At 57.6% G+C, this 20,733-nt stretch carries 22 protein-coding genes; 8 read left to right on the top strand and 14 right to left on the bottom strand.

Features of this window, described 5'->3' with window-relative positions; translation table 11 throughout:
• Window positions 1-129 precede the first annotated feature (129 nt).
• Both fabI and AC3CHX_RS13720 read right to left on the bottom strand, forming a co-directional pair.
• Window positions 130-915 (bottom strand): enoyl-ACP reductase FabI, encoded by a 786-nt coding sequence (fabI, locus tag AC3CHX_RS13725; RefSeq protein WP_488644554.1) that lies wholly within the window; start codon window positions 913-915, stop codon window positions 130-132.
• A gap of 35 nt (window positions 916-950) precedes the next feature.
• Entirely contained in the window at window positions 951-1,211 is a 261-nt protein-coding gene (locus AC3CHX_RS13720; protein ID WP_488644553.1) for a heavy-metal-associated domain-containing protein, read from the bottom strand.
• Between the two features lie 278 nt (window positions 1,212-1,489).
• Here AC3CHX_RS13720 and AC3CHX_RS13715 point away from each other — a divergent pair, with 278 nt between their 5' ends.
• Window positions 1,490-2,686 (top strand): NnrS family protein, encoded by a 1,197-nt coding sequence (locus AC3CHX_RS13715; protein ID WP_488644552.1) that lies wholly within the window; start codon window positions 1,490-1,492, stop codon window positions 2,684-2,686.
• Window positions 2,687-3,042: 356 nt separating this feature from the next.
• Here the strand turns inward: AC3CHX_RS13715 and AC3CHX_RS13710 are convergent, their stop codons facing one another.
• Genes AC3CHX_RS13710 through AC3CHX_RS13700 form a run of 3 tightly spaced genes read right to left on the bottom strand, consistent with a single transcriptional unit; the run spans window position 3,043 to window position 5,040 of the window.
• Window positions 3,043-4,347 (bottom strand): hypothetical protein, encoded by a 1,305-nt coding sequence (locus AC3CHX_RS13710; protein ID WP_488644551.1) that lies wholly within the window; start codon window positions 4,345-4,347, stop codon window positions 3,043-3,045.
• Window positions 4,347-4,571 carry a DUF2249 domain-containing protein gene (locus tag AC3CHX_RS13705; protein WP_488644550.1) on the bottom strand — a complete coding sequence of 75 codons (225 nt, stop codon included), beginning with the start codon at window positions 4,569-4,571 and terminating at the stop codon, window positions 4,347-4,349. Before AC3CHX_RS13705 ends, AC3CHX_RS13710 begins: the two co-directional genes overlap by 1 nt.
• A gap of 4 nt (window positions 4,572-4,575) precedes the next feature.
• Entirely contained in the window at window positions 4,576-5,040 is a 465-nt protein-coding gene (locus AC3CHX_RS13700) for a hemerythrin domain-containing protein (protein WP_488644549.1), read from the bottom strand.
• A 166-nt stretch (window positions 5,041-5,206) separates the two neighbouring features.
• Between AC3CHX_RS13700 and AC3CHX_RS13695 the strand changes: the two genes are divergently transcribed.
• From AC3CHX_RS13695 to AC3CHX_RS13675, 5 genes are read left to right on the top strand one after another with little or no spacing between them, the layout of a single operon-like run.
• Window positions 5,207-6,379, top strand: a complete 1,173-nt coding sequence (locus tag AC3CHX_RS13695) for an NAD(P)H-dependent flavin oxidoreductase (RefSeq protein ID WP_488644548.1) — start codon at window positions 5,207-5,209, stop codon at window positions 6,377-6,379.
• A 17-nt stretch (window positions 6,380-6,396) separates the two neighbouring features.
• On the top strand, window positions 6,397-7,434 hold the full coding sequence (gene ubiU, locus AC3CHX_RS13690) for a ubiquinone anaerobic biosynthesis protein UbiU (RefSeq protein ID WP_488644820.1): 1,038 nt from the start codon (window positions 6,397-6,399) through the stop codon (window positions 7,432-7,434).
• 37 nt (window positions 7,435-7,471) lie between these two features.
• Window positions 7,472-8,365: a U32 family peptidase gene (locus AC3CHX_RS13685; RefSeq protein WP_488644547.1), complete on the top strand. Its 894-nt coding sequence runs from the start codon at window positions 7,472-7,474 to the stop codon at window positions 8,363-8,365.
• Between the two features lie 26 nt (window positions 8,366-8,391).
• Entirely contained in the window at window positions 8,392-9,009 is a 618-nt protein-coding gene (trhA, locus tag AC3CHX_RS13680) for a PAQR family membrane homeostasis protein TrhA (RefSeq protein ID WP_488644546.1), read from the top strand.
• Between the two features lie 23 nt (window positions 9,010-9,032).
• Window positions 9,033-9,446: a putative zinc-binding protein gene (locus AC3CHX_RS13675; protein WP_488644545.1), complete on the top strand. Its 414-nt coding sequence runs from the start codon at window positions 9,033-9,035 to the stop codon at window positions 9,444-9,446.
• Here the strand turns inward: AC3CHX_RS13675 and AC3CHX_RS13670 are convergent.
• From AC3CHX_RS13670 to AC3CHX_RS13630, 9 genes are all read right to left on the bottom strand, one after another.
• Complete coding sequence (locus tag AC3CHX_RS13670; protein WP_488644819.1) at window positions 9,432-10,115, bottom strand: anaerobic ribonucleoside-triphosphate reductase activating protein; 684 nt, start codon at window positions 10,113-10,115, stop codon at window positions 9,432-9,434. The two genes, AC3CHX_RS13675 and AC3CHX_RS13670, sit on opposite strands and share 15 nt — an antisense overlap.
• 25 nt (window positions 10,116-10,140) lie before the next feature.
• A complete protein-coding gene (gene nrdD / locus AC3CHX_RS13665; RefSeq protein ID WP_488644544.1) occupies window positions 10,141-10,332 on the bottom strand; it encodes an anaerobic ribonucleoside-triphosphate reductase in 192 nt (63 codons plus the stop codon).
• Between the two features lie 23 nt (window positions 10,333-10,355).
• On the bottom strand, window positions 10,356-12,371 hold the full coding sequence (locus tag AC3CHX_RS13660; protein ID WP_488644543.1) for a ribonucleoside triphosphate reductase: 2,016 nt from the start codon (window positions 12,369-12,371) through the stop codon (window positions 10,356-10,358).
• A gap of 115 nt (window positions 12,372-12,486) precedes the next feature.
• Window positions 12,487-13,104 (bottom strand): SCO family protein, encoded by a 618-nt coding sequence (locus AC3CHX_RS13655; RefSeq protein WP_488644542.1) that lies wholly within the window; start codon window positions 13,102-13,104, stop codon window positions 12,487-12,489.
• A gap of 11 nt (window positions 13,105-13,115) precedes the next feature.
• The gene (locus tag AC3CHX_RS13650) at window positions 13,116-13,925 is read right to left on the bottom strand and encodes a formylglycine-generating enzyme family protein (protein ID WP_488644541.1); all 810 of its coding nucleotides are present in this window, start codon (window positions 13,923-13,925) and stop codon (window positions 13,116-13,118) included.
• The gene (gene nirK / locus AC3CHX_RS13645; protein ID WP_488644540.1) at window positions 13,922-15,337 is read right to left on the bottom strand and encodes a copper-containing nitrite reductase; all 1,416 of its coding nucleotides are present in this window, start codon (window positions 15,335-15,337) and stop codon (window positions 13,922-13,924) included. Before nirK ends, AC3CHX_RS13650 begins: the two co-directional genes overlap by 4 nt.
• A gap of 95 nt (window positions 15,338-15,432) precedes the next feature.
• Entirely contained in the window at window positions 15,433-15,813 is a 381-nt protein-coding gene (locus AC3CHX_RS13640) for a SirB2 family protein (protein ID WP_488644539.1), read from the bottom strand.
• 15 nt (window positions 15,814-15,828) lie between these two features.
• On the bottom strand, window positions 15,829-16,092 hold the full coding sequence (locus tag AC3CHX_RS13635; protein ID WP_488644538.1) for a DUF2249 domain-containing protein: 264 nt from the start codon (window positions 16,090-16,092) through the stop codon (window positions 15,829-15,831).
• 80 nt (window positions 16,093-16,172) lie between these two features.
• Window positions 16,173-18,446 carry a nitric-oxide reductase large subunit gene (locus AC3CHX_RS13630; RefSeq protein WP_488644537.1) on the bottom strand — a complete coding sequence of 758 codons (2,274 nt, stop codon included), beginning with the start codon at window positions 18,444-18,446 and terminating at the stop codon, window positions 16,173-16,175.
• 231 nt (window positions 18,447-18,677) lie between these two features.
• Here AC3CHX_RS13630 and AC3CHX_RS13625 point away from each other — a divergent pair, with 231 nt between their 5' ends.
• Window positions 18,678-19,178, top strand: coding sequence for an RrF2 family transcriptional regulator (locus AC3CHX_RS13625; RefSeq protein ID WP_488644536.1), 501 nt, complete (start codon window positions 18,678-18,680; stop codon window positions 19,176-19,178).
• 259 nt (window positions 19,179-19,437) lie between these two features.
• On the top strand, window positions 19,438-20,730 hold the full coding sequence (locus AC3CHX_RS13620; protein ID WP_488644535.1) for an MFS transporter: 1,293 nt from the start codon (window positions 19,438-19,440) through the stop codon (window positions 20,728-20,730).
• Window positions 20,731-20,733: the final 3 nt, after the last annotated feature.

The raw sequence follows: 20,733 nt of genomic DNA, 5'->3' as shown, positions 1-20,733 counted from the left end.
ACCTTAGGCTCAGAGCCAAAATTGAGGGGGCAGGCCATGAAAGAGTTTAGCAAATATGTTGGTTTGGATGTGCCCGAGGAATTGGTCGCGCAATTGCAGCAAGACATAGCGGCGTCCGCGCTCTATTTTTTACTCAGCGCCATGACATGCCATCACCTGTGAAAAACCACCGTCCACATAGGTGATCTCGCTGGTAATGCCGGCTGCGAGGTCTGACAGCAGGAATGCTGCAGTATTGCCGACCTCTTCAATGGTCACATTGCGGCGCAGCGGTGCGTTGGCGGCGGCCAGGCCGAGCAACTTGCCGAAATCCTTGATGCCGCTGGCCGCGAGGGTTTTGATCGGACCGGCCGAAATGCCGTTGACGCGAATACCTTTGGGGCCGAGCGACTCCGCCAGATAAAGAATGCTCGCTTCAAGCGAGGCCTTGGCCAGTCCCATCGTATTGTAGTGAGGGGCGGCGCGGATAGAACCCATATAGGTCAGTGTCAGCAGCGCGGAATTCGGGCGCAGCATCGGCAATGCGGCTTTCGCCATCGCTGGGAAGCTGTATGCCGATATATCGTGCGCGATCTTGAATCCTTCGCGTGACAATCCTTCCAGAAAATCCCCGTTAATTGCGTCGCGTGGCGCAAATCCAATCGCATGCACCAGACCATCAAGGTGATCCCAGGATTTGCCGAGGTCAGTGAATAGCGCATTGATTTGGTCGTCGCTGCCGACATCGCAATCAAAAATCAGGTCGCTGCCGAATTCCTTGGCGAAATCGGCAATGCGCTCCCTGAAGCGCGCGCCGACATAGGTGAAGGCCAACTCGGCGCCTTCTCGCTTGCAGGCTTGTGCAATGCCATAGGCTATGGAACGATTGGACAACAAGCCTGTGACCAGGATTTTTTTGCCTTGCAAAAATGCCATGAATGCTCCAAATATACGCGCTACTGAAATGGCTGTTAGCCGCCGCAACCACCGCAGCAGCCGCTGCGCTTGTCAGCGGCGGGCGGCGTTGTCTCGACGCGGTAGCCTGCATGCAGGAGTGCCTCATGCAGCTGTTGGGGCGACGTCAGGCGTTCATCGAACTGTACCTTTGCCCGATTGGCCGCCAATGATACTTGTATGTCACGGACCCCCTCGACCGCTTCCAGTGCGCGCGTTATATTGTCGGCACAACCCTCACCGTTGATCCCTTGCACCTTCATTACTTCGGTTTGCATATCATCCTTGTGGTTGAGTAAATAGTTTGCGACGGCGCTCGCCGCAGTGGAGCAAGCGTGCCGGACAGCGCACAATCGCGGCTATTGGCATCGCTCTGTTTTTTCGATCACGTGTTGTTAGCGTAAGCTACGACGTGTCGTCAGTCTAGCGACGAGTGGCTATTTCAAAGAATAATCCGGTGAAGCTTGATCCACATCAAGTCGCCGGGTGCAGCACATGTAGAAAGTGTTTTTTAAAAGTAGTATGTGCTATATATCTTTTAAATATCGAGAAAGCGATGAGCCTGCTAACTGTCGAAGAACCCGAAGCGTCTGAGCATCACGCCTTTACCGGTCATCCGCTGTGGCGTCTCGGATTTCGTCCGTTTTACCTGCTGGCCGCAGGGTTCGCCGCGCTCAGCGTGCCGTTATGGATCGCGCAATACTTCGGTTGGATATCCGGATGGCCGCGGGTCGGACTGAGCTGGCATATGCATGAAATGGTGTTCGGCATGGCCGTTGCCGTCGTGGTCGGTTTCCTGCTTACCGCAGTACGCGCCTGGACCGGTCTATGGACGCCAAGGAAAGCGCATCTGGCGGCGTTGGCGGCGCTGTGGCTCGCCGGCCGCGTCGCCATGCTGACCGCGCCGCCGGCGCTGGCAGCAGTAATCGACTTGCTATTCTTGCCGTTTGCTGCGTGGCCTTTGTATCGCGTGCTGCAACAGGCAGGCAATAAGCGCAACCTGTTTCTGGTTGGACTGCTTGGGCTGCTGACAATCGCGAATGCTCTGTTCCATGGCGCTGTCCTGGGCTGGATCAAGCTGTCGCCGATCTTGCCGATACAGGCCGCGATCCTGATTATCGTTGTGATCGAATCGGTCATCGGCGCGCGCGTCATTCCGATGTTTACCAGTAACGGGGCACCCGGCACCAAGCCTATCGTGCACCCCAAACGCGACCGGATAACGTTGGCCTTGATGGCGAGTGCCAGCCTGGCGTGGATCTTCGGGTTGCCGGCACCGGCTGTCGCCGCTTTAGCGACTGCAGCGGCATGTGCGACATTGCTGCGCCTGATGGGCTGGAAGCCGCAGCGCACATTCCGTGTGCCTTTGCTGTGGATTTTGCATTTGTCTTATGGCTGGATACCGATCGGCTTTTTCCTGCTTGCGTTGGCTGCGCTGAAGCTGGTATCGGCCAGTGCCGCATTCCATGCGTTGACCGTCGGTTCGATGGCGGGGCTGATTCTTGGCATGATGACGCGCACCGCGCTAGGCCACACCGGACGGCCGCTGAAAGCGGGACACGCTGAGTTGGCGATGTATGGTTTGATTCAAGTGGGCGCCGTTGCGCGCGTGGCGGCCGCGCTCGATACGGTCGGGATGCGCGACGCCGGGTTGATTGTGGCCACTGTATGTTGGTCGCTTGCATTTCTGCTGTATGTGATCGTGTATGGGCCTTATTTGTTTCGGCCACGACTCGATGGGCGCGAGGGGTAGGCTCTTAAGAGACAGCGATTTGCGCCATTCAGTTCGGTCGTCGTTAATTGAAACGGTTACTGCTCCGTGGATACTAGCCGGGGGTGGCCCGACCAGCATCCACGGAGTAGTCACCGTTTCAAATAACGACGACCGAAATGCTCTTAAGGCACACAAGACAAGCTACTGATCTTTAACGACTCTTTTACGCAATATCAGATACAGGCAATTTATGTCTCTTCGGCCCGATTTGCGGCGTCCAGCCGATTACTTCGCTGGGATGCAATCGTAGGGCGCAATAGCGTAGCGTATTGCGCCGGCTGCGGCGGTTGGTCACGTTCGGCGCAATGTTATTGCGCCCTACATTGCATCTCACCTTACGTAGCCACCAGAGGTAACGCTGCACACCGTTTGACGCGCAGGTAAACCCGCATGGCATTCAACAGATTGATCTCCAGCCAGCCCGCCGATACACACAGTGCGAGCGCGGCCGGGCGTGCCAGCGTCATGGGCCAAATTGTGGCTGCAACCAGTAGCAGCAACGCGGCGAGGTGAGCCCAGAATTGTTTTACGGCGACGCTGTCAGGCAGGATCTGCTTAATGTTTGGCACGGTCTTGCAACCTGCCGCCATCTTGCTTTGCAAGTGGTACCACAGTAAAAAGGGGACGATTTTGTAGAGCATGCCATTAATGCTCGAGGTGGCAAAGCCCATCATGAACAGCGCGCCCAGCGTGAGCGAATCGGGCGCGTGGTGGACGAAGGGCCGCATGATCCAGAGCGCGGCGCAGCCGAGCAGGCTGGCCATCGCTGTGCGCCAGAATAGGGTGGTGGCGTCGGCTTTGGGGCGCTTTCTGCGCCACAACAGGTAAAGCGTCGTCACCGCAAACACGGCGAAGCCGGCCAGGATCATTGCGGCTATCGCTGTTGCGGTCCACTGCAACTGCGGCGGTAAAATTATTTCGGCAAGCGACCACAGCGCCAGTAGCAGGAACAGCGGCCATGTCAGCCAGCGCGTTACCTGGCGTGGATAAAGCGGGGTCACCTGAAACATCGGCACCACCTGAAAAGCCACACCCATCACCAGCAAACCAACCCAGCCCAGCAAGCCCCAGCGCACGTGCAAATCCGTCAGGAGCGTCAGTGGCAGCGCTAGCGGCCACGCAAATGCGCTGCCGAGCGCGGCGCCCAGTATGACGGTCACCAGCAATGCCGCGACGGCCAGGCGGATGGCGACAACGGTCGCAGTCGTTTTCGGCGTGTGCGCATGCCAGAGCCCAACTGCACAGGCAGTCAGGAACCAGGCAAACGCCGGCACCAGAAACAGCAGCGCCAGTTTGAACAAAACCGGCTGCGACAAGCAGAACGCGCTTGCCAGAAGCGCAGTTCCGGCTGTCAGCAGCGCATGCACGGCAGCGGCGCTAAGTTGCTGCCGGGGAATCAGGATGCCGCCGACCACCGGCAAGATCTGAATCAGGGCGCCGATCATCGATGTGGCCAGGAAGCCGAGTGTCACCAGATGGGTCAGCGCCAGGGTGGACGGCGACCAGCGCGATATCAGCGCCTCCGGCCCCTGCCAGAACAATAACACTGCAGCGGCAACGGAAAAAAGCGGCGCGCTGAGGAAAAATCGTAGCGGAACCGACAACGGCGGCGTTTGATCGAACGATAAAACGCGCTGCATTACGCTTTGAGCCAGATAAGTATTTCGTACAGATAATCCGGCCGCGCATGCGTGCTGTGCAGAAAGCCGTTGCTATCGAGAATGCGGTAAAGAGGATGCGGCTCGCGGTCGATCAACATACACAGCCGCTGATTCTTGTTCAGATGCGACAGTGCTTCCAGCACGCGTTCCATCGGTTCGGGTGGCTCAAGTCCGCAGACGTCCAGGCTGATGTCGTTTTCCATATGCTCACTCGCTGGTATCGAGCACGCAGACCTTGCCGACTACACCCATTGCATTGATGATCTGATCGTGCCGGCCGGACAAAACGCGGTCGGTCATGGCGTACAGAATACTTTCTTCTTTCAGATTGTGCTGGTGCAGCATGATACGCAAGGTATCGGCGTAGCCGAAGAAATCATTCGTATCGCGCTGCCCGATAGCATCGGACAGACGGCTCAGGATAATGCGAATATGCTGATGCTCCGTGCGCATAACGCCAGTCGGTCCGCTGCTGCTGTTGGTCGCTTCTTCAAAAGTCGGGAACAAGACGCTTTCTTCCATACGGAAATGCCGTTCGAGTGCCTGGTGAAAGCACTGGAAGCCGGTTTCAGCCGGTTTCCATTGTCCTGCGCCGACACTGGCTTCCAATTGCGCAAACATAGCATCACAGCGCGCGTGGTCGGCGCTCAGGTAACGGCTGATCGTATCCATATTAGTACCCCTCGACTGACAATGATGCATTCTGACATCGAGGTGTGCCTCATATCCTTGATCTACATTAAGGAATCTCTAGCTGCTTGGCGGCTATAGTGATGGCAGCGAACGGTGGACTGTCTTTTTCATTCGCCCGGCGCATATCTGAATAGGAAAAAACACTGTGTTGCAGACTGCCTTTGCACTACTCAAGCTGAAAGGAAAGTCGTTGCTGCCCATCGTTCAGGGCGGGATGGGAGTTGGCGTTTCGGCACACCGGTTGGCGGGCGCTGTGGCCAGGTGCGGCGCCATCGGTACCATCTCCAGCGTCGATCTGCGCCGCCACCACAAAGACTTGATGACCCAAACCGATCGGTCGCGCGACAAGGACCTGCTCAATGCAGTTAATCTGATTGCGCTGGATCGCGAGATCAAAGCCGCCAGGGACATAGCCATCGGGAATGGCATGGTGGCGGTGAATATCATGCGCGCCGTGTCGGCGTACGCCGCCTATGTTCGCCAGGCCTGCGAAAGCGGGGCGGATGCGGTGGTGGTCGGCGCCGGCTTGCCGCTCGATTTGCCCGAGTTGACCGCCGACTATCCGAATCTGGCGCTGATTCCGATTCTGTCGGATGTGCGTGGGATTGCGCTGGTGCTGAAAAAATGGATGCGCAAGAATCGGCTGCCGGATGCGATCGTGATTGAGAATCCGCACTACGCGGCTGGTCATCTCGGGGCATCGTCCCCTGAGAATGTCAACGATCCTCACTTCGCTTTTCCGGTCGTGCTGGAAGGTGCCTTGGAATTGTTCAAGGAGCTGGGCATCGAGCGCGAGAACATTCCGTTGATTACCGCCGGCGGTATTCATAGTCATGCGCAAATGCGCGATCTGCTCGCGTTGGGCGCGACTGCGGTCCAGCTCGGCACGCCGTTTGCCGTGACGGTGGAGGGCGACGCGCATGCCAACTTCAAGAAAGTCCTGACCGAAGCCAGGCCGGAAGACATCGTGACTTTCATGAGCGTCGCCGGCCTGCCGGCGCGTGCGGTGCGTACACCGTGGCTGGACAACTATCTGGACAAGGAAGCCAAGTTGCAGCGCCTGGCAAAGCCCAGGAAATGCACGGTCGGCTTCGATTGCCTGTACCAGTGCGGCTTGCGTGACGGGAACAGCAAGGCGGGCCAGTTTTGTATCGACACTCAGCTTGCTTTCGCGCTGAACGGCGATATCAAGCGCGGACTTTTTTTTCGCGGTTCGGAAAGCCTGCCCTTCGGTAGCGAAATTCGCCCGGTAAGAGAACTCATCGCGTATATGCTGACCGGTGTTCGGCCAGCGTCGCAGCAGATAGGCCAGCCATGACCAACCCACTGATTTCAATGATTCCCCCACAAGAAAGCGCCACGCCTTTAGCGGCGCAGATCGAACTGGTCTGCCCGGCGGGCAGCCTGCCGGCGTTGAAGGCTGCCATCGATAACGGTGCCGATTGCGTGTACCTGGGCTTCCGCGATGCGACTAACGCACGCAATTTCGCCGGACTCAACTTTGGCGACGCGGCAATCGACGAGGGCATCCGCTACGCGCATGACAGGCAGCGCAAGGTGTTGCTGGCGCTGAATACTTACCCGCAACCGGCGACCTGGGGGCTGTGGCGTACGGCAATCGACCGCGCCGCGCGCGCCGGTATTGATGCGGTGATCCTGGCCGATCCCGGGTTGATGCGCTACGCGGCGGACAACTATCCCGCGCTGCGCCTGCATCTGTCGGTGCAGGGTTCCGCCACCAACTATGAAGCGATCAATTTCTATCACGAGCACTTCGGGGTGGCGCGTGCGGTGCTGCCGCGCGTACTATCGCTGGCGCAGGTGGAGCAGGTCACGAAAAAGACGGCGGTTGAAATTGAAGTCTTCGGCTTCGGCAGCCTGTGTGTGATGGTGGAAGGCCGTTGCGCCCTGTCATCCTACGTCACCGGCGAAGCACCGAATACGCACGGCGTGTGCTCTCCGGCCAAGGCGGTACGTTGGCAGCAAACGCCGCAGGGCCTGGAGTCGCGCTTGAACGGCGTGTTGATCGACCGTTACGGCGATGGTGAAAACGCCAGTTATCCAACACTGTGCAAGGGCCGTTTCGATGTGGGCGACGAGAATTATTATGCGATCGAAGAGCCGACCAGCCTGAACACGCTTGAGCTGCTGCCGCAATTGCTGACGATGGGCGTGCGCGCAATCAAGATCGAAGGAAGGCAGCGCAGTCCGGCGTATGTGGCACAGGTGACGCGGGTGTGGCGCGCTGCGATCGACCATTGCCACGACAGCCTGCAACGCTATTCCGTCAAGCCGGGCTGGATGACGGAACTCAACAAGGTGGCGGAAGGGCAGCAACACACGCTCGGGGCCTATCACCGTTCATGGAAATGAACATCGTAATCGATCCACCATATTTCCCGGAGGCAGCATGTTGAAACTCGCATTGGGGCCGCTACAGTATTACTGGCCGCGCGCTACGGTATTCAAGTTTTACGAGGCGCTCGAAGGCAGCCCGGTCGATATCGTATACCTGGGCGAGACCGTGTGCTCGCGCCGTAATCAGTTGCGTCTGGCCGATTGGCTGGAGATTGCGGAGCGGCTCGCTGCGGCCGGCAAGCAAGTGGTGCTGTCGACCCTGGTGTTGATCGAATCCGGTGCGGACCTGACGACGCTGCGCAAGATCGCGGACAACGGCAGGTTTGCGGTTGAAGCGAACGATATGGGTGCAGTCCACTGTCTGGCAGGCGCAGGCGCCTCGTTCATCGCAGGGCCGCATCTGAATGTATACAACACGCCGACGCTGGAACTGGTGGCCGGGCTCGGCGCCAGGCGCTGGGTGATGCCGCTCGAGATGGATCGCGAAGGGCTGGCGCAGATACTCAAGGATAGGCCAGCAGGTATCGACACCGAGGTATTCGCTTATGGCCGCATGCCGCTGGCCTTTTCAGCGCGCTGCTTTACCGCACGCCATCGGAATTTGCCCAAAGACAATTGCCAGTTCAGTTGTATCGACTATCCGGATGGCTTGTTGCTGCAGACGCGCGAGCGCCATGCTTTCCTGATCCTGAACGGCATTCAGACGCAATCGTCGCGGGTATACAACCTGGTCAATGAGCTGACGCAGATGCAAGCCATGGGAGTGGACGTCGCGCGCATCAGTCCACAGGCCCAGAACACCGAACACATCATCGCATTGTTCGACCGTGTGCGAACGCAGGCACTCGGACCGGAGGACGGGTTTGCGCGCATGCAGGAGTGGATGCCGGACCAGCCATGCAACGGTTACTGGAACGGCAAACCGGGGCTCGAGCAACTGGATTGAATAACATTTCAGGCTAGCAACACACGATGTACTACAGCGAAAAATTTAATAGCATCAGCCATCTGGTAGGGTCCGTACTGGCCGCGGCCGGCGCAGTAGTGCTGATCGCACTCGCTGCGCGCCTGGGCGATCCGTGGAAGATTGTGAGCTTCAGCGTCTACGGCGCCATGTTGCAGACGCTGTACCTGACATCGACGCTCTACCACAGCGTTCGCGGACCGGCCAAGGATGTACTGCGCAAGTTCGATCATTGCGCGATTTATCTCTTGATTGCCGGCACCTACACGCCGTTTACGCTGGTCAGTCTGCGCGGTGCATGGGGCTGGTCGCTGTTCGGCGCCGTGTGGGGGCTGGCGTTGCTGGGGATCGTGCAGGAAATCTGGCTGGCCAAGGGTGCGCGCGTCATGTCATTGGTGATTTACGTCCTGATGGGATGGTTGGCCGTGACGGCGATCGTTCCATTGATTGCCGCGCTCACCTGGGGCGGCTTTATCTGGCTCGCAGCGGGTGGCGTTTTATACACCGTCGGGATTTTTTTCTATGCGACCGACGACAAGCTGCGGCATGGCCATGGCGTGTGGCATCTGTTTGTGCTGGGCGGCAGTGTTTGTCATTATTTTTCCGTGCTGTTCTATGTTGCATGACTTGAGTGATGGAGGTTTCATAGATGGTTGCCGATAAAAAGGATCTACCGCTTGTCTATTCCTGCTCCGGATGTTCCAGCGCCGCGCAGATGGCGAACTATGTCGCGCTGCGGCTCGACCGGCGTGGCGTGGCCGAGATGTCTTGCATTGCGGGGATCGGCGGAGACGTTCCCTCGCTGTTGAAAGTCGTACACTCCGGGCGGCCGATCATTGCGATCGACGGCTGCCCGCTGGCGTGCGCCGCAAGATGTCTCGAGCGGCACCAGATCAGGCCGGACACCCATATGCAACTGCACAATTACGGAGTGAAGAAGCGTCTTCATGCGGATTTCGATCCGGACCAGGCGGACCGGATTGTCAGTCTCGTCATCGAAGGACTGGAGCGTCACCAAACGGCCGGACCCGACCGCGGCGACATGCTCCTAAGCCTGGCGTAGCGTAAATCGCGGGAACAAGGAAGAAACGCGGCGCACCAGATCCGCCGTCGGGTACCCGACGGTGGCCACTGCATTGAGCAGAGCGTCACGGCATCCTTGCGCTCGAAACATCTGTAAAGCATAGTTTTGCACCCCCATGCGCGACAGCATGATGGCAAGACTGAGTATTTCATCTTCATCCAACAGGCTTGGATGAATGGTGGTGCGAAATTCATGCTTCACGCCACTTGCGAGTACGACTTCTGCACTTTCCAGGGCATGGCGGCCGCTATCCGAAACGGCCGTGATGCGCTCGTAGCTGGCAAACGGTGCCTTGACATCGAGACCGACCCAATCCACCAGCGGCAGGAGATCTGCAAGGCGCCTGGGATACGTGCCGGCAGTGTGCAAGCCGATGGAAAAACCCAGCGCGCGGACATTCAGAATGGCAGCGCGGAGGGCGGGATCGGTAGTCGCTTCACCACCGCTGAAAACGACTGCATCGATCAGGCCGACACGTCGTTCGAGCAATGCCAGCACGTTTGGCCAATCCAGGGGACTGGTTATCGTACGCAGTTGCAGATGCGGATTGTGACAATAGCCGCAGCGCCACGGGCAGCCCTGGACAAAGACGACCGCAGCCAGCTTGCCTGGATAATCGGTTGCGGTGAACGGCGTGACGCCGCCCACCTTCAGGTAACGCGAAGTGGCTGGCTCAGACAAGATTGGCGCATTGCTCGCTGAAATATTTACGCTCATGGAACTCTCCTTTTTTGCCGGTGTTGAAGGATGAGACCGGGCGGTGATATCCCATCACGCGTGTCCATATTTCGCACGGCTGACGCTCGCCATCGCTGAGTGTGATCGCTTTCTGGGCCAGAGAAATTGTTTGGCTTAAGTGGTTCATGCTTGCTCCAGGTGAATTAAAAATCATGCAGCTGCGCGCTGCTTGCGTGCGATCAGTTCTTCATCGCATTTCGGACAAAAACGGTGACTGCCGCCGAGGTAGCCATGCTTCGGGCAAATCGAAAAAGTCGGCGTGATCGTGATGTACGGCAACTTGAAGCGGCTTAGCGCTCGCTTGATCAAGGTGCGGCACGCATCGGGACTGGATAACGGTTCCGTCATGTAGAGATGCAGGACGGTGCCGCCGGTGTACTTGCGTTGCAAATCGTCCTGCCGTTCCAGCGCTTCGAACGGATCGTCGGTAAACCCCACCGGCAGTTGCGACGAATTGGTGTAGTACGGCATGTCGGCGGTGCCTGCTTGCAGGATGTCGGCAAAGCGCTTGCGGTCTTCCTTGGCAAAACGGTAGGTGGTGCCTTCGGCCGGTGTCGCTTCCAGGTTGTACATGTGACCGGTTTCATCCTGAAACGCCAGCATCCGTGCGCGCACATGGTCGAGTAGCCGTAGCGCAAAGGCGTGGCCCCATTCGCTCGTGATGTCGTGTTCGTCATTGGTGAAATTGCGGATCATTTCATTGATGCCGTTCACGCCCAGGGTCGAGAAATGATTGCGCAGGGTGCCGAGATAGCGCTTGGTGTAGGGGAACAGGCCATTGTCCATGTGCCGCTGGATCACCTTGCGCTTGATTTCCAGGCTGGTTTTGCCGAGCTCGAGCAATTGATCGAGGCGATCCAGCAATGCCGCCTCATCGCCGGCATGCAGGTAGCCGAGCCGCGCGCAGTTGATCGTCACCACCCCCAGCGAGCCGGTTTGCTCGGCCGAACCGAACAAGCCGTTGCCGCGCTTGAGCAGTTCGCGCAAGTCGAGCTGCAAACGGCAGCACATGGAACGGATCATGTTCGGCTTCAATTCCGAATTGATGAAATTCTGGAAGTAGGGCAGCCCATAGCGTGCCGTCATCTCGAACAGCAACTCGGCGTTCGGGCTGTGCCATTCGAAATCCTCGGTGATGTTGTAGGTCGGAATAGGAAAGGTAAATACGCGGCCCTTGGCGTCGCCTGCCATCATGATTTCGATATAGGCGCGGTTGATCATGTCCATCTCCGGCTGCAGGTCGCCGTAGGCGAACGGCATCTCGATGCCGCCGATCAGGGGCACTTGCGCGCGCAAATCCTCCGGGCACACCCAGTCGAAGGTCAGATTGGTGAATGGGGTTTGCGTGCCCCAGCGCGATGGGACGTTGAGGTTGTAGATCAGTTCCTGGATGGTTTGCTTGACGCTGTCGTAATCCAGCTTGTCCTTGCGAATATACGGCGCCATGTAGGTATCGAAGGAGCTGAATGCTTGTGCGCCGGCCCATTCGTTTTGCAGCGTGCCGAGAAAGTTGACGATTTGTCCGATCGCGCTCGACATGTGTTTCGGCGGACCCGATTCAACCTTGCCCGGCACCCCGTTCAAACCTTCGGAGAGCAGCATGCGCAGCGACCAGCCGGCGCAATAACCGGCCAGCATGTCCAGGTCGTGGATATGCAGCTCGGCGTTGCGATGGACCTCGCCCACTGCCGGTGGATAGACGTGATCGAGCCAGTAATTGGCGATCACTTTGCCCGACACGTTGAGGATCAAACCACCCAGCGAATAGCCCTGATTGGCATTCGCATTGACGCGCCAGTCGAGTTGATTCAGATATTCGTTCATCGACGATTCGACGTCGACCTGGGTCTTGCGATCGCCGCGCAATTTCTGGTGCTGCTCCCGGTAGACGATATAGGCGCGCAGGGTTTTTCGATAGCCGGCGTCAAACAACACCGACTCGACCACATCCTGGATTTGCTCGATATTGGGAGCCGCTTGACCCTGCAATCCGACTCTCTGGAGTACCGCTTGTGCGGTCAGGCGACTCGCTGCCAGTGCGTCGAATTCGCCGCTGGCGCGGCCCGCACGTTGCAGGGCGGATGCGATTTTGCCGGCATCGAACGGCTTGATGCTGCCGTCGCGCTTGATAACCTGGGTCAGGAAAGAAACTGCTTTTGCTGTCATTACATCTCCAAGTAAGCACAACATATGGTGCTTTGATGAAGGTTAATAACTATATGTAGTATGGTCAACCGAAAGCGGGCCTGTATTTGAATTCCTTGATTTGCGTCAAGCCGGATCATTTCAATGCCTGCCGGATTTGCTGCAGGAATTTCCGGTCGGGTGCGGCGCTGAGTTGGGTACTGCTGGCGACCACCTTGCCATCGGCATCGATCAGGCAAATGCGCGTGCCATGGTTGATTTCACCGCCGCCAAGCACGCGATATTTGATGTTGAGTGCGGCTGCCATGGTGCGTGTATGGGTTTCGTCCGTGCTCACGGCAAGCCGGAAAATTGTATTGTCCAGATGATGAGACTTTCCTAATCGTGCGAGCGAAGCCGGCGTATCGCGCAGCGGATCAAGGCTGACCATCAACACGCTGAGTTTGCCCGGCGCCGGCTTGAGCGCCGCAATCGTCTGCTGCAGATTTTCCAGAACGATCGGGCAAGCGGTATTGCAGTCGCCATAGAACATCGTTACCAGCACAGGATGTCCGGCCAGATCGCGCCAATCAAAGCGCTTGCCCTGCGCGTCGGTCAGGGGAACCGAGAGCCAGTAGAGCGACTCGGCGGGCAACGGCTTGCCGGTTGACGTCACTGCCGGTTGCGCCAATACCGCCGCTGGCAGCGCACCGATCAAGGCAAGGCATAAGGCCGCGCAGCGCGACGATGAATTCAGGATGTCGGGTATGGTCATGCTGATGTTCCTCATTTGTTGTGAGCGGGATCGCGCGCACAGCGAAATCCCAGATATGCGCCCTCTTGATTGCCCTCCATTGCGGCCAGCAGGGCCAGGCGCATCAATACGGCATAATTTTGACGGTCGGCGAGCGACACGGCAGCGCCGCCGCAGAAATCAAGCTGCTTTTGCTCGCCCTGGACACGGCTGTCTGCACTCATAAATAAGGCGCTGAAGTCCTCCACCCACTCCCACACCAAACCGTGCATATCGAGCATGCCGTAACGATTCGGCCGCGCTAATCCGATCGACTGAGGCGGCTTGTTGGCAGGGCGGGAATACCAGGCGAGTATGCGCTCGAGCCAGGCCGGATCAGCGCGCGCATCGGTTCGGCTTTCGTCTGCGGCTGCGGCAAATTCCCATTCGTACCAGCGTGGAAGACGGGCCTGCTCAGATTCGCAAAATGCCGCCGCTGCGTACCAGCTCACTTGCGTCACAGGCGCGGAGGAAGCGAGCCGGCCGTGATCCAGGGGGCCGTTCCAGCCGGACAGATAATCCGCACCAGCAAGCACGGCCGGAACCGCGCCGCGCCGCCACTGCGGATGCTTCAAGATAAAATCGCTATATTCGGCATTGCTCACCGGTCTGGTTCGCAAAAAAAACGGCGCGATGATGGCCGGCGCCGTTTTTCCGTCCGCCGGCAATGCGCTGCGGAATTCGCCTCCCGGTAGCAACAGGTAATCACCCGCGATGGCGCGGGCCGTCAGTCCACCCAGCATCAGCAGGACCGCGACCAGCCCGGCCATGCGTCTGATCGCCGCGTTTGATCTCCATTTCACTGCGATTTAATCGTGCGCATTTGCTTGACCTGTGCCGGAGTCAGAACCGGCGTTCCCTGGTTCAGCGCGACGTTGACGTAATTGATCACCGCAGCGACATCCTCATCGTTGAGATCTTGCGGCGGCATCACCGAGTTGTAATGCTGTCCGTTGACCACCAACTCACCGCTATGGCCGTTCAAGACAATATGGGCTTTTTCATGCGGGCGTTGCTGGAAGAAATCGGAGTCTGCCAAAGGAGGGAATACCCCGGGCACGCCCTTGCCATCGGGCAGGTGGCAGGCGGCACAGGTACGCTCGTATACCGCTTTGCCTGCCGCCAGTCTGGCATCGGCTGCTGTTGCAACCGGCGCCTTGGCGGGAGCCGCTGCATTGGCCGCTGCGAGCAATGGCTTCTTTTCACCTTCGCCGTAGATATCAAATCGTGCGGGACCGCTGACTGCCATTAAGCCGATCGCGCCCTTGTTGAACGCACGCGTCAGGGAATGATCGACAATCGTCAGGTTGCCAGGCACCTTGGGCACAAATTCAACCATGGTTGAGCCGCCGGCCGGCACCATCGTGGTTTGGACATTTTCCTGATAATGCGTGCCGCCCTCGGTATACACGCGATCGAAAATCGCACCGATCACATGAAAACTGGAGATGATGTTCGGGCCGCCAACGCCGAAAAACATCCTGACCTTGTCACCGGTCCTGGCGCTCAGCGAATTCTTGCCGGTCAGCGCGCCATCGGCACCGTTGAACAAGACATAGGTGGGCCTTTCATCGATCGCCTTCTGCAGGTCGAAGGTTTGCAGCCCGCCTGCACGGTACGCGCCGGTGGTATAAAAATCCCCCTCCATCACATAGTATTCATGGTCGACCTTGGACAAGCCCTCTTTAGGCTCCACCAGGATCATGCCGTACATGCCATTCGCAACGTGCACGGCAACCGGCGTGGTCGCGCAGTGGTACACATACAGACCCGATGCCAGGGCTTTGAAAGTAAACGTCGCTTCATTGCCCGGCGCAATCAAGGTTTGCGCCGCACCGCCGCCGGGGCCGGTGACCGCATGCAAATCGATATTGTGGGGGAGTTTATTGCCGGCGAGATTTTTCAGATGCAATTCAACCGTATCGCCTTCACGTACCCGTATCATCTTCCCAGGTACGGTGCCGCCGAAGGTCCAGAACGTGTAGTGGGTGCCAGGCGCTATTTCTTGCTCGACTTCTTCTACCGTGAGCGTCACCACGACCCGGGCCGGCGTCTTGCGGGTAATTTGCGGCGGCATTGCGGGCGGTGCCACCAGGTCCTGCACGATCACCGGTAATGCGGGCTCGGGAGTTGCATAGGCAGCGCTAACAGATAGTGCCAGCACGGTAGAAACCGCTGCAAGCCATGTCGACGCCAGCTTGTGATTGACCTTCATAATATTCTCACCCCTTGAGTTATGTCATGGCGTCCGTTAAACAAGACACCCAACAGATCCTAAATGGGGAAATGAAATATTGCCTTGATCCAGGTCTAGGCAAACACAAGCGCATGTTTCGTGACTGCCACCGAGCCGATATAGGCAAATACCATCAATGCCGCGACGAATGCGCAAACCCGCACGGTCTTGTTCCGGCTGCGTTTCAATGCGATGCTGCCGAGTGCGATATAGACTATCAAGGCGACGACCTTGGCGGTAAGCCAGTTTTGCACAAATGGATACTGCCCGCTCCAGCTCACCATGATGAGCGCGCTGGTGAGCAGCAAGACATCGACGATGTGCGGCACGGTTTTCACCCAGCGCCGCTGCAGCATTGCCGAGTCGCGCAGCATCCAGATCCCGCGCAGAAAAAACAGGCTGACGCTTAAACTGGCACAGGCAATATGCAGATGCTTGATCGCGATGTAGTCCATGACGCAAGGGGCCAATCAGGCTGTCACCAGAAAATCGATGACGATTTCGCCCGGTGCGCGCGAAACATACGCGATCTTGATGCGTGCACCAAAGTGGCCTTCAATCTGCGACAGCAATGGCAATGGATCGTGATCGTTGCAAAAACGCATGATCTCGCCCGGGTGTAGTGCAGCCAACGCGCCAAAAATCGCGGCATGCCGGAAGCGTTTGGCGACGCCGCGTGCGTCGAATGGGTAAATGCCTTCGGCCATAGTGGGAAGGGAACAATCGTGTGCCATGGTAAAACTCCTTGTTGTGCAATGAATCGAAGAGACCGGCACAGGCCGGCCACTTCGGATGACGGCTGATCAGATGCCGATCAAGCTGTTTCGGCAAGTGCCACCGGGACGGGCTGTCCGCGTTTGCCGCCTGTCAGCAAACGCAACGCGAACAAGACCAGGCACAGCATACCGAATGCGAACACCATATCGCCCGGGACCCGCATCCACACCAGGGTTTCCATCAGATGCGAATGGACTACTTCCGGTGAGCGTGCATACCACATGCCTTTGGTGATGCTGGCCCAGGTCTGGTAGATACCTGCCGGCGCCAGCGATATAAAGACCATCATCGCAAGCCCGATATTGAGTCCCCAAAACATCGGTTTGAGCAGCTTGTCAGACCATGCGGCACGATCGGACAGGCCGCGCAGGCAAAACAGCAGCAAGCCGATGCCCAGCATGCCATACACGCCGAACAGAGCCGCATGGCCGTGGGCTGCCGTCATGTTGAGTCCCTGCATGTAATACAGCGCGATCGGCGTATTCAGCGAGAAGCCCATCAAACCTGCACCCACGACGTTCCAGAAGCCGACCGCGATGAAACACAGAATCGACCACTTGTAGGCTTGCACCCAGGGCGCAGCCTTGGAGCGTTGATAGTTGCGATAGGCTTCGACGCCTATCATCGCCAGCGGAACCACTTCCAGCGCCGAGAACATGGCGCCGATCGCAATCACGAAGGTCGGCGTGCCGGTAAAGTACAGATGATGCAATGTACCCAGAATGCCGCCGAACAGGAACACGATGGTTTCCAGCACGATTGCGCTGTTGGCGGTGGCGGCGCGGATCAAGCCCAGACGGGTGAACAATAGTGCAATGACCGCAGTGGCGAATACTTCAAAGAAACCTTCCACCCACAGATGCACCAACCACCAGCGCCAGTACTCGATCATCGAGTAATGCGTATGCGGACCCCAGGCCAGCGATGTCGAATAGAAGCCGCCGATGCACAATGCCGACAGGAATACCATCGCAATCAGAGCGCGGCTTTCGGATGGCTTTTTCAATGCGGGCAGCAGTCCGCGTCCCAGCAGCAGGACCCAGAACATCAAACCGATAAACAACAGGATTTGCCAGACGCGGCCCATGGTGGTGTATGCCAGGCCTTGATTGCCGATCCAGAAGCTGAAAGTATTGCCCAAATGCTGCAAGCTACCGACCCAGCCGAATGCGGTGGACCCGACCACGATGAAGAGCAAGGCATAGAACAGCACGTCGACACCGAGTTTCTGGAATTTCGGTTCAACTCCCGAAATCGCAGGCGCAATATACAAACCGGTAGCCAGCCACGCGGTCGCAATCCACAATACCGCGAACTGGGTATGGATGGTACGGCTCACGCTATACGGCAGGATCTTCGCCAGCGGGAAGCCGAAGAAGCTCTGGCCCTCGACCGAATAGTGGGCGGTAATCACGCCCATCGCGACTTGCGCCACGATCAGGCCGATCACTACATAGAAATATTTCCTGGTCGCCTTCATCGACGGCGTCGGCTTCAAATTGAACAAGGGATCGGCTTTGGGCGGAGTTGGATCGCCTTCTTCCTTGCTCACCGAGTGATAGAAAATCATGCCCGCAATGCCGGCGATCATGAAAATGATACTGGCGAACGACCATATGCCGGCACTGGCGGTCGGCGTATTGTCGACCAGCGGTTCATGCGGCCAGTTGCTGGTGTAGCTCAGATCGGACTGACCTGGACGATCGGTTGCGGCCGACCATGCGGACCAGAATACGAATGCAGGCAACGCTTGCAGATCAAGCGGATTGGGCAGCAATCCGGCATTCATCGCATATTGTTCACGCAGCTTGTCGAATGCCGGGTCAGTGCCGAACAGGCTGGTGTAGTGCCGCGCGACCTGTGCAACAGCCTCGGCACGATCAGGCGATAGCGTAATGGTGCCGGTCTTTGCATCGTAAGTGTTGCGGCGCATCTCGATCTTCAGGCGGCCGTTCAATTCGCTTTGCTGGCCGACGCTGAGTTGCTCGAATGGCTTGCCGAAATCATGCTGCGCCCACACCCCGCGCAATGCCAACGCTTCACGATGCAGCCAGTCGGCCGACCAGTCCGGCGCGACATAACTGCCATGGCCCCATACCGATCCCAGCTGCTGACCGCCGGCGGAAAGCCATGCCTCCTGACCGCGTTGAACCTGTCCTTCTGAAAACAACACATTGCCCTTGGTACTGATGACTCGGTTTGGGATGGGTGGCGCGGTCTGATAAATCTCTGTTCCGACCCAGCCTAAAACGGCGAAGGACAGTACACAGATGACAGCGAGCCAGGTCCAGAGTTTGCGCGTGGCGTGCATGGCAGATTCCTTATTGGTGGAGTTTAAATACGGCCCGGCGAAGAGTTGAATCCAATGCCGTTAAAGATGCATTCTATAGACATGAATAATAAGATGCAAGTAAAAGACATCTTAATAAACGCATCCGCTACGGAATTCTTCATAAACATATATGCTATATACTTCATTGGTCGGCTATTCAACACCGCATCCGTATTCACAAATTTTCACCAACGCAATCTGGATAAAGCAATGAGACTAACTGCCTACACCGACTACACGCTGCGCACCTTGATGTATCTGGGGCTGAACCGGGATCGACTGGTGACGATCCAGGACATCGCCGAGTCGCACGGCATCTCCAAGAACAATTTGATGAAAGTGGTGCATCGGCTGGGTCTGTCCGGCATGGTGGAAACGGTGCGCGGCCGGAATGGCGGCCTTAAGCTGAACAAGGAACCGACAGATATCAATATCGGCGAAGTAGTACGCAACACCGAGACCGATTTTTTCATGGCCGAGTGCTTTGACCGGGAATCCAACACTTGTATATATGCACCATCCTGCGCCTTAAAAAAAGTATTGGGATCCGCCACGGCGGCATATCTGGAGGTGCTCGATGGCGTCACCCTCGACGATCTAATCGGAAAAGGCGGCAGGCGCGGTAACCGGAAAGCGGTTGTTGGTACCGTCGTCAGCCCAATACGCATCCATCCAGGCGCGAATAAGAAAAGCGCTGGCAGTACGGATTAAGGGAGACGCCTCGCGACTCCTGCCGGCCGACTTCGCGCCGGCCAAATTCCCGCTAACTGCGCAATGCATGCATTCAAAATACATCGTGCGCGCGCCGATCGCCATATACCTCTCGAACTATGCGGAAAAAAGCCAAAGTAGTCATTTTGGTGGAGAACGCTAGCCAGATTGCTTTCGTAACATAGCCCTCCGGCCAATAGTGCTGCGGCGCTGTGCGACGTACCCTTGCGTTATCAGGTCGTACGTCGATGGGGGTATCGTGGCAACTAACAATAAACAGGTTTCGGTGCTGGTTAGCAGCACCTTTGCGTTCACCATCTGCTTTGCGGTCTGGATGATGTTTGCGGTACTTGGCATACCCATCAAGACGCATCTCGGACTCAATGAAACACAGTTCGGTCTATTGGCGGCGATGCCGGTTCTGACGGGTTCGCTGGTGCGGGTGCCGCTGGGCATCTGGACCGACAGATACGGCGGACGGATTGTATTTTTCTTGCTGATGCTGTCCACTGTGCTGCCGATTTATCTGATTAGCTATGCCAGGCAATACTGGCATTTTCTGGTCCTGGGCTTATTCGTCGGGTTGGCCGGCGGTTCGTTCTCCGTGGGAACGCCGTATGTGGCGCGCTGGTTCCAGAAAGAACGGCGCGGCCTGGCAATGGGGATCTTCGGCGCCGGCAATTCAGGTTCTGCACTGACAAAATTCGTCGCGCCGGCGATCATCACCGGCTTTGGCTGGCAAATGCTGCCGAAAGTCTACGCCGCCGGAATGCTGGTCACGGCACTATTGTTCTGGTTTTTTTCGTATACCGATAGATCGCACCAGGCACCGGCCGGCGTGTCGTTTTCCGAGCAAATGAAAGTGCTGAAGGATCCGCGCGTGTGGCGCTATTGCCAGTATTACTCGGTGGTATTCGGCGGCTATGTCGGATTGGCGCTGTGGATGACCAAGTACTACATAGCCGAATACGGCTTCGACATGCGGCCGGCGGCATTGCTGGCGGCGTGCTTCTCGCTGCCCGGCGGTGTCTTGCGCGCCTTGGGCGGCTGGATATCCGACAAATATGGCGCTTACAAAGTGACCTGGTGGGTGATGTGGGTGTGCTGGATCTGCTTCTTCCTGTTGTCTTATCCACAGACCAGCATGGTGGTCAAAACCGTGACTGGCGAGCTGACCTTGCATATCGGCCTGCGGCCGTGGATGTTTACTGCCTTGCTGTTTGTGGTCGGCATCGCCATGGCGATCGGCAAGGCATCTGTGTTCAGATTCATTGCCGACGATTTCACAGACAACATCGGCGCGGTGTCCGGCGTCGTCGGCCTTGCCGGCGGCTTGGGCGGGTTCGCGCTGCCGATCATGTTCGGTGCATTGGTCGATCTGACCGGCGTGCGCTCCAGCGCCTTCATGCTGCTGTATGGCGCGGCCTGCGTTTCGCTGGTGTGGATGCATTACGCATTCAAGCCGGGACAACGCATAGCAGCCCCGTTGGTCGAAGGGATATCGGATCAACCCGGGCCGGTCTTGTGCGCCCAGGTGGTGTTATACGTGTGAATC

This window comes from Glaciimonas sp. OK215, assembly GCF_057787885.1.
This window is presented reverse-complemented; position numbering and strand designations above follow the sequence as displayed.